Annotated in this window: 18 protein-coding genes and 2 pseudogenes; 17 read left to right on the top strand and 3 right to left on the bottom strand. The window is 32.8% G+C overall.

Annotated features, from left to right (window positions below):
* The 4 genes and pseudogenes from J3U23_RS11340 to J3U23_RS11325 all read left to right on the top strand — a co-directional run.
* Positions 1 to 702: pseudogene (locus J3U23_RS11340) on the top strand (hypothetical protein); the annotation flags it as partial.
* Between the two features lie 3 nt (positions 703 to 705).
* Entirely contained in the window at positions 706 to 1047 is a 342-nt protein-coding gene (locus tag J3U23_RS11335; RefSeq protein WP_267339271.1) for a hypothetical protein, read from the top strand.
* A 750-nt stretch (positions 1048 to 1797) separates the two neighbouring features.
* Complete coding sequence (locus J3U23_RS11330) at positions 1798 to 2484, top strand: hypothetical protein (RefSeq protein ID WP_267339270.1); 687 nt, start codon at positions 1798 to 1800, stop codon at positions 2482 to 2484.
* Positions 2484 to 2885: a DUF4279 domain-containing protein gene (locus tag J3U23_RS11325; RefSeq protein WP_267339269.1), complete on the top strand. Its 402-nt coding sequence runs from the start codon at positions 2484 to 2486 to the stop codon at positions 2883 to 2885. The genes J3U23_RS11330 and J3U23_RS11325 overlap by 1 nt, the downstream gene beginning before the upstream one ends.
* 45 nt (positions 2886 to 2930) lie before the next feature.
* Here the strand turns inward: J3U23_RS11325 and J3U23_RS12115 are convergent, their stop codons facing one another.
* Positions 2931 to 3029, bottom strand: a complete 99-nt coding sequence (locus tag J3U23_RS12115) for a SymE family type I addiction module toxin (RefSeq protein WP_416380485.1) — start codon at positions 3027 to 3029, stop codon at positions 2931 to 2933.
* 489 nt (positions 3030 to 3518) lie between these two features.
* Here J3U23_RS12115 and J3U23_RS11320 point away from each other — a divergent pair, with 489 nt between their 5' ends.
* Positions 3519 to 3749, top strand: coding sequence for a hypothetical protein (locus J3U23_RS11320; RefSeq protein ID WP_267339268.1), 231 nt, complete (start codon positions 3519 to 3521; stop codon positions 3747 to 3749).
* Between the two features lie 95 nt (positions 3750 to 3844).
* Positions 3845 to 4141 (top strand): DUF596 domain-containing protein, encoded by a 297-nt coding sequence (locus J3U23_RS11315; protein ID WP_267339267.1) that lies wholly within the window; start codon positions 3845 to 3847, stop codon positions 4139 to 4141.
* Between the two features lie 59 nt (positions 4142 to 4200).
* On the opposite strand, the gene J3U23_RS12110 is transcribed toward J3U23_RS11315, so the two are convergent.
* Complete coding sequence (locus tag J3U23_RS12110) at positions 4201 to 4404, bottom strand: SymE family type I addiction module toxin (RefSeq protein ID WP_416380087.1); 204 nt, start codon at positions 4402 to 4404, stop codon at positions 4201 to 4203.
* 26 nt (positions 4405 to 4430) lie between these two features.
* On the opposite strand from J3U23_RS12110, the gene J3U23_RS11310 reads away from it, so the two are divergent.
* From J3U23_RS11310 to csdE, 9 genes and pseudogenes are all read left to right on the top strand, one after another.
* A complete protein-coding gene (locus J3U23_RS11310) occupies positions 4431 to 5105 on the top strand; it encodes a hypothetical protein (RefSeq protein ID WP_267339266.1) in 675 nt (224 codons plus the stop codon).
* A 431-nt stretch (positions 5106 to 5536) separates the two neighbouring features.
* A pseudogene (locus J3U23_RS12105) lies at positions 5537 to 5641 on the top strand (hypothetical protein); the annotation flags it as partial.
* Between the two features lie 87 nt (positions 5642 to 5728).
* Entirely contained in the window at positions 5729 to 5959 is a 231-nt protein-coding gene (locus J3U23_RS11305; protein WP_267339265.1) for a hypothetical protein, read from the top strand.
* Between the two features lie 997 nt (positions 5960 to 6956).
* Positions 6957 to 7286 carry a DUF6572 domain-containing protein gene (locus J3U23_RS11300; RefSeq protein ID WP_267339264.1) on the top strand — a complete coding sequence of 110 codons (330 nt, stop codon included), beginning with the start codon at positions 6957 to 6959 and terminating at the stop codon, positions 7284 to 7286.
* Positions 7287 to 7693: 407 nt separating this feature from the next.
* Positions 7694 to 8644, top strand: coding sequence for a tetratricopeptide repeat protein (locus tag J3U23_RS11295; RefSeq protein WP_267339263.1), 951 nt, complete (start codon positions 7694 to 7696; stop codon positions 8642 to 8644).
* Positions 8645 to 8839: 195 nt separating this feature from the next.
* Positions 8840 to 9835, top strand: coding sequence for a ubiquinone anaerobic biosynthesis protein UbiU (gene ubiU, locus J3U23_RS11290; RefSeq protein WP_065563761.1), 996 nt, complete (start codon positions 8840 to 8842; stop codon positions 9833 to 9835).
* A 120-nt stretch (positions 9836 to 9955) separates the two neighbouring features.
* Complete coding sequence (locus J3U23_RS11285) at positions 9956 to 10834, top strand: U32 family peptidase (RefSeq protein ID WP_065563762.1); 879 nt, start codon at positions 9956 to 9958, stop codon at positions 10832 to 10834.
* Entirely contained in the window at positions 10791 to 12005 is a 1215-nt protein-coding gene (gene csdA, locus J3U23_RS11280) for a cysteine desulfurase CsdA (protein ID WP_218060059.1), read from the top strand. The genes J3U23_RS11285 and csdA overlap by 44 nt, the downstream gene beginning before the upstream one ends.
* A 52-nt stretch (positions 12006 to 12057) precedes the next feature.
* The gene (gene csdE, locus J3U23_RS11275) at positions 12058 to 12468 is read left to right on the top strand and encodes a cysteine desulfurase sulfur acceptor subunit CsdE (protein ID WP_267339262.1); all 411 of its coding nucleotides are present in this window, start codon (positions 12058 to 12060) and stop codon (positions 12466 to 12468) included.
* 26 nt (positions 12469 to 12494) lie between these two features.
* Here csdE and dolP read toward each other — a convergent pair whose 3' ends face one another.
* Complete coding sequence (gene dolP, locus J3U23_RS11270; RefSeq protein WP_267339261.1) at positions 12495 to 13067, bottom strand: division/outer membrane stress-associated lipid-binding lipoprotein; 573 nt, start codon at positions 13065 to 13067, stop codon at positions 12495 to 12497.
* A gap of 243 nt (positions 13068 to 13310) precedes the next feature.
* Here dolP and J3U23_RS11265 point away from each other — a divergent pair, with 243 nt between their 5' ends.
* The gene (locus J3U23_RS11265; RefSeq protein ID WP_065563765.1) at positions 13311 to 14009 is read left to right on the top strand and encodes a DUF1266 domain-containing protein; all 699 of its coding nucleotides are present in this window, start codon (positions 13311 to 13313) and stop codon (positions 14007 to 14009) included.
* A complete protein-coding gene (locus J3U23_RS11260; protein ID WP_267339260.1) occupies positions 14006 to 16621 on the top strand; it encodes a J domain-containing protein in 2616 nt (871 codons plus the stop codon). The genes J3U23_RS11265 and J3U23_RS11260 overlap by 4 nt, the downstream gene beginning before the upstream one ends.
* Positions 16622 to 16645 lie beyond the last annotated feature (24 nt).

The raw sequence follows: 16645 nt of genomic DNA, 5'->3' as shown, positions 1-16645 counted from the left end.
ATGATAAAGTATGGTGCAAATAAACGTAAAGATGAGCTTATAGAATCAGGTAAATCATTAATAGAATATATTGACAGCCATTCATTGGGTGAGGTTGCAGGAAATCTTTGGGATGGTATAGTAGACACCACAGAAGGTATTATAAAAAAACCAGTTGATTGGTATTCTCAGGATATACCCGCACAATCCTTGGAAAAATCATTACATAATATAGTAACGATGACGCCAGAAGATGTCGGTGGTAGTTTAGTTGACTCCAGCATAACATGGGGTACCGCTTATATTGGCGGTAAACTTATGCAATGGACGGGAGAAAAATGGATCCCTCTAAATAAGAATGAAGTAAAAGCTGGAAAGGGGGCGAGTGGACATTCAGCATTGACTCATTTTCCTGAAAATCCAAATGATTTAAGTAAAATATTAGGGGTAGAGCCTAAAGTTACAACTACACAACATGGAACCACTCGAATGGTTTGGGAACCAAATAGTAATACAAGAATTCGTTATGAAAGCCATCCTGGTGATAGTGGAACTTTCAATCCTCGCCATCATGGAGAGTATTATCATATAGAAATTAAGCCTGATAATTTAACTTGGAATCAAGCTAAGAGACAAAATGCGATTCAGAAAGTTAAACCTGAGGATTATCAAGTGGGCTATGGTACAGGTTTTCTTCCATGCGAAAAACATCCAGGACAATAAAATATGTTATTAAATGAACTAAATATATCAGATGGAAAGATAATAAATTTTAATTCAAGTTTACTTGAACTTAAGATCTTATTACAAGATTGGCAAGAACAAAGATGGTTGATCACTTTTAAAGATGTTCTATCAATTCAATCTATGAGTGTTGAATGTGAAGAACTTTCTCATGCGGAGATTCTTAAAGAAAATAATTTTAAAACATATACTTTAGAATATTTTTCTGATGAAAATTCAATTAATTATTTTTGTTATAATTTTTATGGTGCATGGTCTGATAGAGCATTATTAACTATAATTGCCACGAACAATTACAGTATAAGTAAATTAGATGACATTTAAATAAAATTAATTCTCATTTTAAGATAGGAGCTGATTTTTTAGTATAGTATAAAAATCTCTTTCTCCAACTTATGCTGTTCAATCTTAATAATAACAAGGCTGCCTGTATAAAACTTTATCTGCTCCAGCCACCTGTCTTCAATGGTAAGTTGCAGTTTGGAGTTGGGCTTTGTGCCTTGTGGCAGGTCGGTATAAAACCGCTAATTGAGTTGTGGAGCTGATGTTTTGCCTGTGGTTGATTTTAGCGTAGAATATATCTTAGCCATAGTTAACTTCTAATTAATTAGTTGTAGATATCAGACTGCAATTTCTTTAATCAATGACTATTTTTACTTTTCTTTTTTATCTAACCAGTTTTAACCAAACAACGTCTTAACCACCTAAAACTTCAACTTAAGTTATCCCAAATTAGAACACAATCTTGATAACTGTAATATAGAAATCAAGACTAGTGACATAATTTTAAACAGTATAGACTCCTCAATAATTTTTACAAAAAATAATGATGAAAATCACCAAATCAGTGCCCTCGCCCCTACCGCTGTTGCTGGAGGTAAAAATGCCGTTGAGAATAATTATTTAAGTGTCAAGGAAGCCTGGAGAAAAAAAGATTTATTATTAAAACTAAAAAATGAAAGTTTAACAGAACAAGAATTACTAGAATTAAAATCTCTTTATGAAATAGATAAAGCAAGAGATGAGGAGATTACACAAGCTTGCGCTGATTTAACAAACTATAACTGTTCTTATTTGCTTAACGAAGCAAGAAAAGAGCAAATAGAGTATGAGAAATGGCGAGGAGGTTCAGATAGATTTTATAGATATCTCCATTATTTACCAGATGATTATGAAAATATTAGTTCCGTTTTTGTAGGGAGAGAGCCTGAAGTCATTCAGTATGAACGTGCAATTAAAAATTTATTAAATCAGAATCCTAATATGTCTCGAGAAGATGCAGAATTAATTTTGTATGAAAAGGCTAAACGTGTTTATGATTCAATTAATAATCCTTTAGCTAAAACACAAGAAATAATAAATGGTCTTGCAGGGGCATATTGGGGAGTTTCTATTACAAATTCATCACAAAGGATAATCGAATTATATGAGTTAAAGAATATAAAGAATGTATCTGAAAATATTCCTAATATCAAAGGAACACAAGTAGGATTAAGAAACCCGGAACAAATAGATTCAATGAAATATGATATGATTAACGGAAAATATGATTTTAAAAAACCTGAAAATATCATAGCCGGATATGTTGATGCTAAAGAAAACTATTATATTACAGAAGGCCATCATAGAATGGCAGCTGCAATGGAAATTTATAAAAAAACTGGAGATGCCTCTTATATCAATAAATTATTATCAAATGGGAAATGGACAGAAACACAAAAACCTCCGATCGATTTATTTTATAAAATAGGGCATGAATAATGGATAAAACAACGGTAGCGGTATTTTTTTCTATTTATGGTGATAGTTTTGATTTAAATTATGTTACAAAAGTATTAGAGATAAATCCAACAGAAACAACTATTAAAGGTAATATTCCTGAAAACAAAACTCGTGCCAGTGTTGAAACAAGTTGGTCTATAGGTATTGAAGAAACAATATCATATGATATCAATGAACAACTAAGTACGCTGATCCATTTACTTAATAATAAAAAATCTGAGTTATTGATAATAAGAAAGAATTTCAATGTAAAAATTTCTTTTTTAATTCTAGTAAAGGTAAGAAATAATGAAACACCAGCAATGTATTTTGATGAAAATACATTGGAATTTATTAATTATATTAAAGCTACGATCGATATAGATCTTTATATTAGCTAAAATTAATAATCCCAGCCTAAAAACTGGGATTTTTATATCTGCAATCTATTTCGCAAGTTCAATAATCAACTTGCCCTGTTCAATCTTAATGATAACAAGGCAGCCTACATAAAAGTCTATCTGTTTAAGCCACCGACCTTTAATAGTAAGTTAAGGTCTGGGATTGGGTTTTATGCCTTGTGATACGTCAGTATAAAATTGCTCATTGGATTGAGATGCCGGTGCTTTGTCTGTGGTTGATTTTAGCGTAGAATATCTCTTAGCCATAGTTAACTTCTAATTAATTAGTTGTAGATAGCAGACTACAATTTCTTTAATCAACCAATTTCTTAACCACCTCAAACATCAATTTAAGTTATCCCAAAGTAGACCACAGCGTTGGTAGCTATAGCACAGAAATCAAGACTAATGACATAGCCTTATTACCAATGAATAACAACAATGAAGACTGTTAAATCTCAATAACTCATATAATATTAAACAGTATAGACTCCTCAATAATTTTTACAAAAGATAACGAAAAATATCAAAATGAAAAGCAACAAAAAGGATTTGATGAGTTAAAAGACATTTATAATAAAGATACAAAATGGTGGGAATCGTTACACTACTCGAATTTATGAAAGCCAAAATTTGTCAGATAAACTAATATATAATTATGCAGAGGAATTAGCTGGACAACCTTTGACGAAGATTAAAGATGGTATTTATACCGCACGTCTTCAAGATGGAACTCATATTACATTAAAACATGTACCGAATTCAAATACGGGCGTTTGTTGGACTATTGATATTAAAAATAACCCAACTTTGATAAATTTACATAGGGGATTAAGAACTGGGGCTGAAATTAAATTTAAATAGGAAAAAGTATGATAAACGAGAATGATTTTAGAACGGTTGTTGATTGATCAGAACTAAGAGCATTTAATGGGTTATGGAATTGTATTTCTCCAGAATTGGTTTTATCTTCAGAGTTTACTGGAAACGAGATTCCATTCCAAAAAAGAAAAGCGTTATTTTTTTATTTTGTTTATAGATTACTAAAAGAAGGTCGTCTTAATTTAGCAAAAAATGGACATCTTCTATCGGGTTCAATAGACGATCAAATAAAATTATTTTATGACGCTTTTCCAAAAACGGCGGATGGAATGTTTGATAAACAAAAATTAATGGATGATTATTGGTTTTTTGATGATTCTTGTCCGGCAGAAGCCGTCTGGGTTTTGGATGATGGTTCTTTAGAATGGACTTAGGTAGTGAGTTCACAATAAATTACCTTTTTATTAGGTAATCTACTTGTCAAGTTGGACAATTAATTTGCCGTTTTAACGGTGATAGTTATCGCTTGTCCGGTTTTAAATCCCATCGCCTCCAGCCAATTATCTTTTAAGTGTGAGGGTGTAGTTGGTGCGAGCCTGTGTGGATTCGAGTTTGTGGCGTACGTTGATGTAGCCAAAGGTGCAATGACGTTGCGAAGCTTCTCGCAGAGTTTTACTATAGAATGTGGGTTAATCATGATAACTATCTCTTAAGGAAATCATTATGATTATTGATTTTAAAATTAGAAAAACGAAAAATATTAGATGTGATAATGATGTTTTAAATTTTGATTATGTAAAAAAATTATCTAAAGATTTTCCAGCTATGAGTTTAGAAAAAAAATATCAAGATCGCGAACATGGTTATACTGATATTTTGTTAAAATTAATTGATGCATGTCATTTAGATATGAAAAATTATTATCTTGGATATTATAGTGAATTTGTACCATTACAGGACAATAGCAAAATATTAAAATATAAAGGTTATTGGTTTGTCAAAGATTCACAAAATGAAAAATACGCAAATTTATGGGGGAAACGTTATTCATTTTTGACTCATAAAAAAGAGTTCTTATTAGAAAAACAGGACAAATTGAAAATGAGTGGCATTGTTTTTTTAAATCTAAAAAATACTAATGAAATAGAAGAACTAATAAAAAGTGTTTCATATAATGTTGACAGAGGTTTCTTTTTTATAATACAAAAAAATTTTTTAGACGAATTTGAAGAAATTATTAAAAAATATGATTACTCTGATTACATCGACTTTGTTGTAAACAAACATGGATGTGTATTTATATTATTAGGAGATGAAGATAATAAATCTTCGGAAATAGTGGTTATTTCAAATGAAATAATAATCAATCGAATAATTCATAATATTGAAAATTTTTAAAAGCAATTTAGCCTAAAATAAATTTCAATAACTAATTTAATTTTAATAAGTTATTTTATCACAACTTTGACATTTTACATAAAGCGCTATTTCTTTGTTCAAGTTTACAATAGAATTTCTACTACTAACTTACCCTCCTTGATTTTAATGATAACAGATCAACCAACATAAAATTTGAGTTGCTTTAACCACCTATCTTTAATAATCACTTGTGCTCAGGTTTTGTGTCTTGTGGTACGTCGGTATAAAATTACTCTCTGGGTTGCGGTGTTGGTGCTGCGTCTGAGGTTAATTTTAGCTTAGAATAGGTCCTAACCATAGTTAACTTCTAATTAATTAGTTGTAGATATATAAAGACCACTAAATCTCAATAACTCACATAATGTTAAACAGCATAGACTCCTCAATATTTTTTACATAATAATGATGAAAAACAACAAATCAGTGCCCTCGCCCCTATTGCTCTTGCTGTCGGTAATGACGATACCTATGACATCAATTCCGCCGTCGCCGGTGGTAAAAATTCGCTTGAGAATAATTATTTAGGTTTAGCCTTTAGTAAGGCTGCAGAAGCACAATGTGATAAAGAAAATTTGGAGTGTCAATCTAAAGCTTTTAATGAAATGATTAAAGGTTATAATGAAATTATTGATAGGGGAGCAAAAGTTCAGGCAGCTGTTGTTGGTGGTGGTTTAACAGTCGGATGGTTAGTGCCTGAAGGAGCAGTTATTAGTGGCTTAATAAATGGAACTTTCGATGCATGGTCACAATATATAAAAATCCTAGATGGAAGTATTAATTGGAATAGGGTCACAATTCAAACTGGAACGGGTCTTTTGGGAACTATTGCTTGAAATTCAGTCGGTGGAGTCGCCTCAAACGCTGTAGAAGGTGAAGATCCATTAGATGGTGCCTAAGTTCTGCAATAACGACTGTTCCAGGTTATTTTTGTGAAAAATTTGTTCAAAGTTCATTAGGTAAATACTTTAATCCTGTATCCAAACAATATGAATGGATCCCAATAGGAAAATTGACGATTACTAAACCGGTTTCTAAGAGTTTGCCTCCAGCTTGGGGTGGAAGTCTCACTGATTCAATACTAAATAAATCTGCAAGTGATTTCTTTGATAATATGCGGAAGAAAAATAAAAATGAAAGCAAATAGAAAATATATGGCATTATTATTTTTAGTAATAGCAACACCTTTAATATTATTTTGTACTATTATTATATATGCTTTAATAGTATATATATTTTTTTATATTAAAAATGGTAATGTTATATTTGATATAAATGATTTATATTCAGGATTTAAGTTAATCCCCTTAGGTATCCCGGCTGGGATTGTCATCTGGTTTGCTGAATGTCGACGATACGGAATAAAGATCTTTGGCAAGTAAAGTTATATCTTTTTGTTTTACTCGATTCTGAGATCTCTATAGCAAAACTAAGGAAATTATTTATTAGTTATGCTATCTACTTCGCAAGTTTGCGAATTAACTTACCCTTTTTAGCGATAATGGTGACGAGTTGTCTAGAGGTGAATCCGAGTTCATTTAGCCTGTTGCCTTTAATCGTAAGCTAAAGTGAGGGTGTACCTTTACCAACGTTACGGCGATAGCAAATGGCGTAATAGTGTGGTTCATCTTTAATAGATCTGTTTTGGGCTTTGAATTTACTTGTATTTGTGACTAATATGGGGTTTAGAATAGACCTTAGTTAAAATAATTATCTTGGAAAAATGGCGGTACAATTATTGGTGCTGGTAAACCTGGATTTGAAGGGGGGACCAAAATACCTCCGACAAAATTAGAATTAGTTAGACCAGATAACTAAAAGGTAATTAATAGTATGTCTATAGAAGAAATAAATAAATTAGATATGGTTGGAATTCCTAAAAATAATAAAAATTTAGTTGAATTAGGATTAACTGATTATTTAACTTGGGATCCTCCTTACGAATCTCATCTATTTCAATTACAAGAAAAACTAAATGTTTATATCAATGTTATTGAAAGTAAAAATATATATAAATATTTCCCTGATGCTAAAGGAAGAGATAATTTTTTAATAAAAATATATTTTAAGTACCAAATACCAGATGAATGTATATGTTTTTTGGAAAAGATTAACGAAGTCATAAAACCAATTAATACTTCAATAGAGTATGAAATAGGTTGATTCTAAAGGTTATCCGGAATGTAGGTTGTTTATTTGTTAAAAGATAACAAGTTATTTTGTCCTCAATTTATCCTTTAAATCGAGCCATTATTTTTATTGATTCAGCCTACAAAGCAAGTCCTACTATCAACTTGCCCAGTTCCAGCCGCCTGCCCTTGATGGTCAGTTGTGGTTTGGGCTTTGTTCCTTGTGGCACATCGGTATAAACCGTTCGTTAGACTGTGAAGTAGGTGCTTTGTCTCTAGTTGATTTTAGCTTAGAATGGAATCCTAACCATAGTTAACTTCCATAAAACCCTATCCGCTCAAGCCACCAACCGCAAGACTCTTACTTTTAACGATTATGCTCAATTATTAGTGAAATTTGCTACAATGCAATTACTTTATGTTTTTTAGGAGGAAAAACGGATGAAGAAATTAATATTGATTATGTGCTTATTTCTTTTTGTTAATATGCCTTTCTTCGCTTATGGAAATCAAGAGTTGGATTATCAGAAAGAGTACAAAAAAGCAACAACCCAAAATGATGCAGAGGCGCAATTTCGTATAGGTTATATGTATGAAAAAGGCATTGAAGTTGAACAAAGTTATACCAAAGCTGTTCAATGGTATGAAAAAGCCGTAAAACAAAATAATGAAAATGCCTCAGTATACTTAGGTTCATTGTATTTAAATGGTTTAGGGGTAGATCAAGATTTAAATAAAGCCAAAAAACTGATTGAAAAAGGTGCATTGAACGGTAACAGCAGTGGCGAGTTTTATATGGGGCTTTTTTATGAAATAATGGCTCGAAATTCCCAAGTAAAAGGCATAGAAGCAAATTTAAATAATGACGAAATAAATAAGAATTATGTTATGGCTCGAAAGTGGTATGAGAAAGCCTTGAAACATGGTGAGCCTGCAGCAGCCGGAAATTTGGGCGTTTTCTATCAAGATGGAAAAGGTGTTAAACCAGACGAAGTCAAAGCCAGAAAATATTATGAACAAGGCGCAAAGGGAAATGCAATTGTGTCTAAAAATAATTTAGCTAATTTGTATTATCTGGGAAAAGGTGGTTTAAAACAAGATTATATAAAAGGTAGAAAATTAGATGAAGATGCGGCTAAGCAAGGGTACGTTTATTCGCAATTTAATTTAGGTTGGCTCTATTTTAACGGTAATGGCGTTAAACAAGATTATCAAGAAGCAAAAAAGTGGTTTGAGCTTGCTGCAGAGCAAAATAGTGGTGAAGCACAATATTATTTAGGTCTTATATATCAACAGGGGCTAGGGGTAGAAAAAGATATAAACACGGCTAAACATTACTTTAAGTTATCTTGCCAAAATATTGGTGATGAAGATGCTTGCCAATTACAATAATTTGCATCTTAAGTGATATAACCACCTTGATTATTTTGCTATCAAAAGTTATATAATTAAGGTGTGCTTCTTTTTTCTAAAAAGAATTTATGACCTGCCACAATTTAGCATTTTACGGCTTATTATTCGCATTAAATTAGGAATTATTGCATAATATATGGCGTATAAAATACCGAACTTAAGTTAGGAATAATTATGGAACTTCTTTGCCCCGCTGGCTCATTACCATCCCTAAAAGTGGCGATTGATAATGGAGCTGATGCTGTCTATATTGGTTTAAAAGATGATACCAATGCTCGCCATTTTGCTGGTTTAAATTTTAATGAAAAGCGACTTGTTGAAGCATCAGATTATGTTCACAAGCGCGGTAAAAAATTACATATAGCTATTAATACCTTTGCTCATCCTGAAAACTTTGAGAGATGGCAATATGCTGTTGATACTGCTGCTAACATTGGTGCTGATGCTTTAATCATTGCTGATTTAGCGATGCTTGATTATGCTGCTGAGAAGTATCCGAACCTTGAACGTCATGTCTCAGTGCAAGCCTCATCAACTAATGAGGAGTCAATTAAGTTTTATTATAATAACTTCCAGGTGCATCGTATTGTTTTACCTCGTGTGTTATCTATGCATCAAGTTAAACAGTTATCACAAGTATCACCCGTGCCTTTAGAGGTTTTTGCGTTTGGTAGTTTATGTATTATGGCGGAAGGTCGCTGTTATTTATCTTCATACCTAACAGGTGAATCGCCAAATACTGTTGGCGCTTGCTCTCCTGCAAAATTTGTCCGTTGGGAAGAGACCGATAAAGGGCTTGAATCAAGACTCAACAATGTTTTAATTGATTGTCATAAACAAGGTGAAAATGCTGGGTATCCTACACTTTGTAAGGGACGTTATTTTGTTGGAAATACACTTTATCATCCAATTGAAGAGCCAACCAGTTTAAATACAATTGAACTATTACCGGAGCTTTTTGCTGCAAATATCGCTTCCGTTAAAATTGAAGGAAGGCAACGCAGTCCAGCTTATGTAGAACAAGTCACAAAAGTATGGAGACAAGCTATTGATCGCTATAAAGCGAATCCACAAGCATTCCAAGCTGAAAAGAATTGGATGGATACCTTGGGCTCTGTTTCAGAAGGGACTCAAACAACTTTAGGTGCTTATCACCGTAAATGGCAATAATTGGTCAGCATTGATATTGAAATTTTAAAATAAAATAAACATATAATAATCTTAGTAGTTTTCAATATTAATGTGCTAGCCAATTGACTATTCAAGAATTTAAATATAGTGAGCAAAACTATGAAATATGCATTAGGACCAGTGCTTTATTATTGGCCTAAAATTGAAACTGAATCTTTTTATCAAGCCGCTAAAGATAGTGAAGCTGATATTATTTATATGGGCGAAACGGTATGCACCAAACGCCGTGAAATGAAAGTACCTAATTGGTTAGATTTAGCCAAAGAAATTGCTAAGTCTGGTAAACAAGTAGTACTCTCTACCCTTGCATTACTGGAAGCGCCATCAGAACTGAACGATTTAAGACAATTAGTAAATAATGGTGACTTTTTAGTTGAAGCTAATGATTTGGCTGCCATTAATATTGCCCACGATAATAAAGTACCTTTCGTCGCTGGCCCAGCGATTAACTGTTACAACGCATTTACGCTAAAATTATTACAAAAACAAGGTATGGTACGGTGGTGTATGCCCGTAGAACTATCTCGTGATTGGTTAAATAATGTTCTCAACCAATTTGATTCTTTAAAAATTGATCGTAAATTTGAGGTTGAAGTGTTTAGTTATGGTTATTTGCCATTAGCTTATTCTGCTCGTTGTTTTACAGCCAGATCAGAAGATAGACCAAAAGATAAATGTGAAACTTGCTGTATAAAATATCCTGTAGGACGAGAAGTCTTTTCTCAAGAACAACAAAAGGTGTTTGTACTAAATGGCATTCAAACTCAAAGTGGTTATTGTTACAATTTAGGTAATAATCTTAAAGATATGAAAGGGTTAGTCGATATTGTGCGTATTTCACCACTTGGTATTGAAACGCTTGATATAGTTAAACAATTTAAAGCCAATGAAGACGGCACAAACCCATTACATATTGAACATAAACGAGACTGTAATGGTTATTGGAATGGGATTGCTGGACTTGAACTTACACAATAAACTACCTGAAAAATTTAGAGCAGATTTCCCTGCTCTAAGTAACTCTGTTTATCTTGATTCGGCTGCTACTGCGTTAAAACCGCAAACTATGATTGATACAACGGTTGAATATTATGCACATAATACCGCAACCGCACAGCGCAGTTTACACCAAGATGCACTAAAAGTTACCACAGCTATTAGTGAAGCTCGGCAAAGTGTGGCTAAGTTTATTCATAGTCAATCAAGCCATCAAATTGTTTGGACTCGTGGAACCACCGAATCTATAAATATAATTGCGCAAAGTTATGCGAGACCTTTACTACAGGCCGATGATGAAATAATTGTCAGCGAATTAGAGCACCATAGCAACCTATTACCTTGGTTAATCGTAGCCAAACAAACTGGTGCAAAGGTAATTAAGTGGACTGCCGATGTTAATGAACTTTCATCATTACTATCACCCAAAACTAAAATTGTGGCCATAACCCAGATGTCTAATGTTACTGGCTTTTGCCCAGATTTAGTAAAAATTAGTCAATTAGTCCATCAGCATAATGCCATTTTAGTGGTAGATGGTGCACAAGGTGTTGTTCATCAGCCAATTGATGTTGAAAAGCTAGATATCGATTTTTACGCTTTTTCTGCCCATAAGTTATATGGCCCAACAGGGCTTGGCGTTCTATATGGAAAACAACATTTATTAGAACAGATGGACGTTTGGCAAGGTGGCGGTAAAATGTTGAAAAATACAACATTTTCAGATTTTGAAGTCGAAGATTTGCCTTATAAATTCGAAGCTGGTACCCAAAATATTGCAGGAATACTTGGTTTTAAAGCAACATTAGATTGGCTAAAAAAATGGGATGAAGCACAATTAAATTGTTATATAACACAATTGGCAAATTACGCTGAATCAAAATTAAGTGAATTGAACCATATCCAATTCTACAGTGTTAAGAATAGTCCAATAATTAGCTTTAATATGCATAACATTCATCATAATGATATCGCTATTTTATTAAGTGAACAAAACATAGCAATTCGAACAGGTGGATTATGTGCAAAGCCGTTGATGGATAAACTTGGCTGTCATGGGGTTATTCGCATTTCAATAATGCCATATAATAATCAGCAAGACATTGATAGTTTTGTTACAGCACTGAAAAATGCTATTGAGGTATTAACTTAGGATTTTAAGCTAATCGCTTATCTTTTATCTCTAATTACTAACTGGTTTTATTATGTTATCACCACTATTTGAACTATTTTCTAAGCAACATAATTGGCAAGATCGTTATCGGCAATTAATTGCTTTATCAAAGCAATTACCAGCGTTTCCTGATGACCAAAAAACTGAGTCTAATCAGATTGATGGCTGTGAAAACCGAGTATGGTTAACAGTCAAAAAACAACCTGATGATTCATTTATTTTTCAAGGTGACAGCGAAGGTCGAATTGTTAAAGGATTACTCGCCGTTTTAATTACGATTGCCAATAATAAAAATGCAGAACAAATTAAGGCTCTTGATTTTCACGCGATATTAAATCAGTTAAAAATTATTGATGAATTGAGTCAATCCAGGCAGCAAGGACTAGATAAAATAATTGAACGAATTAAATTGTTAACTAATGATGTAAAAAAAGGAGAATAAACTCTCCTTTTTTTAACTATTTATGATTAGCGTTGGGTGAATAATGTAACAACTTTCTTCACGCCAGCAACTTTACTTGCAACATTAGCGGCTTCTTGCCCTTCTTCACTGGTAACAATGCCAATTAAAAACACTTCACCATTTTCAGTCACCACTTTGATATTACGTGCTTTTGTTTTGGAATTTATGACAAGTTGCGATTTAACTTTTGTTGTTATCCACATATCATTACTGATAGTTCCAGCACCGACAGGCTCTCCTGAACGAATTTGGTTGTAAACTTTCTTCACACCTTCAACTTGATATGCAAGACGTTCAGCCTTTTCAATTTGTTCTGCATTCGCTTGGCCAGTTAAAATAATATTGCCATCATAGGTACTTGAGGAAATACGAGAGCCTATAAAGAAAGGACCATTTTCGCTTAGCTTATTATTCATTCTGGTATTGAGCGTTGTATCATCAACTTGCGTTCCAGTAGTACGTGGATCGGTTGCAACTTTTGCTGTAGCGCCAGCGCCGACACCAATAACAGCCGCTACACAACCTTGTAGCATTAAAGCACCCGATACTAATACAGCAACTAAGACAATTTTTTTCATTATTACTCCTTTTATTTACAGCTCAGTAAAATTCAAATACTGATAAATTCTTTTTATTATGCCTTGTAGATAATGATTTGCAAAATAATTTTATTATTCTGAAATGTAAAAGTTATTTGATTATTTTTAATTAACATATCTCAAGAAAGCAATTACTCTACTTGTTAAAACAAACATTTATTTTTCTATAAAATCTGCTATCTTTTTACACAGATTAATAATAAACATTAACAGAGTTAAGCTATGCATCAAGATTGTATCGATTGGTTATTTGGATTATCTGCACCAATGGTTGCATTAAATAAAGAAGAAGGCGCAAGTTATACCTCACCTTATTTTTATCCAGAACGAAATTATACTGATATGAAAAAAGATTGGGGCATTGACTCTCGAGAAAGCCTATTATCAATGATTTTTGATATGGTTGATGATGGTCATGCGCCGGCTTTATCTAAACACTATTTTATGTACCCAAGATTAACCGCTCCTCATTGGCTTAAATATATTGAAAAACACTGCGATTACGATAAAGTCTTAATTGAATATGTAGAAAAAACCTATTCCGAGTGTGGTGTTGGTGGCATACGTAGCTTTGATTATGCAAGAATGGGCTATCTATTACGCAATGGCACCAGCAATATGTTTATTACCGAAGATGAAGCACTATGGATTTTTTATAGAATAGCGCTACGTGCTCAACACTATTATTCATCTTGGCAAAGTTATTTTTCAGGATGGTTTATTGGGTATCAATATTGGGAATCATTATCCAATAAAGAAGATTTAGAGCAGCTACGTTGCGAATTATGTCGCTCATCGCGTAATTGGACTATGTCCAAGTTATATTCCAATGAAGACTCCCCCTATCATCACTTACCTTGGTATATCGAACTTGAAGAAATAGAAAAACCACAATCTTTAATGGAGTATGCTTGGTCATGAATAATAATTTTTGGCAATTATTGGGTATTGATAAAACCATTGATATAACAGAAATTCGTAATGCTTATCGAGCAAAACTTCCTCAATATCACCCCGAAACAGATCCAGTAGGCTTTAAAGCTTTACGGGAAGCTTATGAATTGGCGTTGCAATACGCAAAGTCACCAGAAGAAACAGATGAACAGTCCAATCAAGAGCAAGAGGAAGTAAGCATTACCGAAGAAGAACGCCAAGTCAAAGAGATCTGTGATAATTATCAAGCATTACTCGATGATCCTGCTCGCTGCAATGATGTTGATGAATGGCAAAAGTTTATTGCCTCCTTTTTTGATTACCCAATGTCTGTATTAGATATTGCTAAATGGAAAATGTTAGATATCAGTTATGATACATTAACCATATCACTTACTTGCTTAAAAATATTGGCAGAAAATTTACGTTGGCGCCAACAAGTGATGGATCACTATCCTGATAAGATTGAAATGTACGAGAATTTTTTCGATCACATTGAACGGGGTGATTTGTTTGACTATAACTGCCTGCCTAAAAATAATAAAGCAGTACAAAATGAAACTATCAATTATGTGCGTAATGCGCAATGGATTTTTTGGGATAAACCTTATAAGGAATTAAATAAGTATTTTTCTATTCATACTGTGATTTACTTACCCAATAACCAGGAATTGATGGAAGATTTAGCTCATTGGCATAGCTTTGCTAAAATGAAAAATAAAAGTTTATTAGAATATGCTTTAACTCGCATCGCTAATTCCAACCAAGATGAAGCTAATCAATGGAAAGTTGTTGCAGCAATACAATACTCTTTACTTGAAGATGAAGAAAATGCCTTTCAATTCTGGGTAGAGTTATATCATTTACCACAATATCAAGAGCAAGCTGCTATTTGGTTAATTAAGTGGTGTACCAAAAACCATCACAATTATTTACCTTTACTGCTCCTTGCACTTAATCAATCATATTGTTTACCTGCTGAAACTGATAATAAATATTTATATGCAATACCCCAACTCACTACAACTACAAACTCACGATTGTTCAAATTAAAAATAGAAGATTACCCAGAAGAAATTTCTAGTGTTATTAGATGGGCAACGGATATTAATTGGAATTATCGCCAAGTGTTATATACATTATTACATGATGATGGAACCAGTAGCTTTTATCGCTTATATCGTCATGCAATTATGTTACGACACGGTAATGAAACATTATTACATGCAATCTTAAATGATCACTTTGAAGATCAATTTGAACAATTTATCTTACAAAATCTACAACGCCAGGCTAAACAGCACCTTGAATGGCTAACAAAACTTTCACCAGTCCAAGAATTTAAAGCTTGGTTATATTATGATGATACTATTATTCCAACTCAGTTTGACCCTGACGAAAATGGTGAATATGTTTTATTTGGTCGTTTATGGCTAGATAGATTCGATGATATTCCAGACACAGCTAAACTAAATTTATATAGAAATATTAGCTATCGCAATATGGAGATGTTTGACTGGCCAATATATTTTCATTTCAGAGGGCGAGATAATTTACCCAAATTACCAGTCGAGTTAATTACTGATAATAAAGATGCATATTGGCAATGGTATCGTCATTGTCTATTGGTCGTGACTATTGGTAATTCGCCGTTTAAAGCTGCAAATTTCATTAGGAAAAATAATCAGTTATTTCATTTGCCTGATGATGATCAACTCACACCACTATTAAATACTTTTAAGTCTAATGAATGGCAAAATGAAGTTGAGTTATATAATCTGATCGATTGTAATAACAAGGTAACTAGTAGTATGTTATGTAATTACCCTAATGCCATTGAATATTTTATTGATATACCTGAGGATGTTAATTTTACCGATATCAAACAAAATATAGATCAATTATGGCAAGCTAAATTAGCTAACCACTCACCAGCATATTTAATGCTACTCCATACAATAATCTTAAATAAACTGAATCAAAAAGAGGAGTTACATCAGGTCTTACAAAAATTAGCTGGTGATGATGAAGCATTGCAACAATTAGCTAAAGCATTTGAGAACAAACTATCAATCTCCTCCTCATTTAGGAAAAAAAATCGTGATATTTATGAATCATTAAAACAATTGAAAGCCCTTAATGAAAATTTATCTGACGATAATATGATTTTCAATGATGATAAAATTAATAAATTGGAGAATATTAAAGGTGATACGGATAATGATTTAATATTACGTTTATGCTCGACACTGCTTCTAGCAAAAAATATTGAAAATCAAAAGAACCTTGAAGCAAAATCACTACCTAAAAATAAATCGAATCAAATATGGCGTTGGAATGGTCGAACCAATGGCAAAGGTTTTTATAATCAAATATGTTGCGTCACCGCGATATTAAGTTTTTTGATAATAAAGTTAAGTGGGGTGAAATCATCTCATCATATGATTTACTATATATTATTTGCATTAATTATAATTAATATTATTTTTGCAATTAGGCGACGTTCAAATGATGCATATAGTAGCGGAAAATATCGTCTATCTATTTTCTCTCCCTCAATTAATCAAACTAATCGCTATGGACCACCATTAGATAGCTAAGCAAAGATACGGCTTATACTATTT

The sequence above is a fragment of the Gilliamella sp. B3367 genome (genome assembly GCF_026536825.1).
GTDB lineage: Bacteria > Pseudomonadota > Gammaproteobacteria > Enterobacterales > Orbaceae > Gilliamella > Gilliamella apicola_E.
This window is presented reverse-complemented; position numbering and strand designations above follow the sequence as displayed.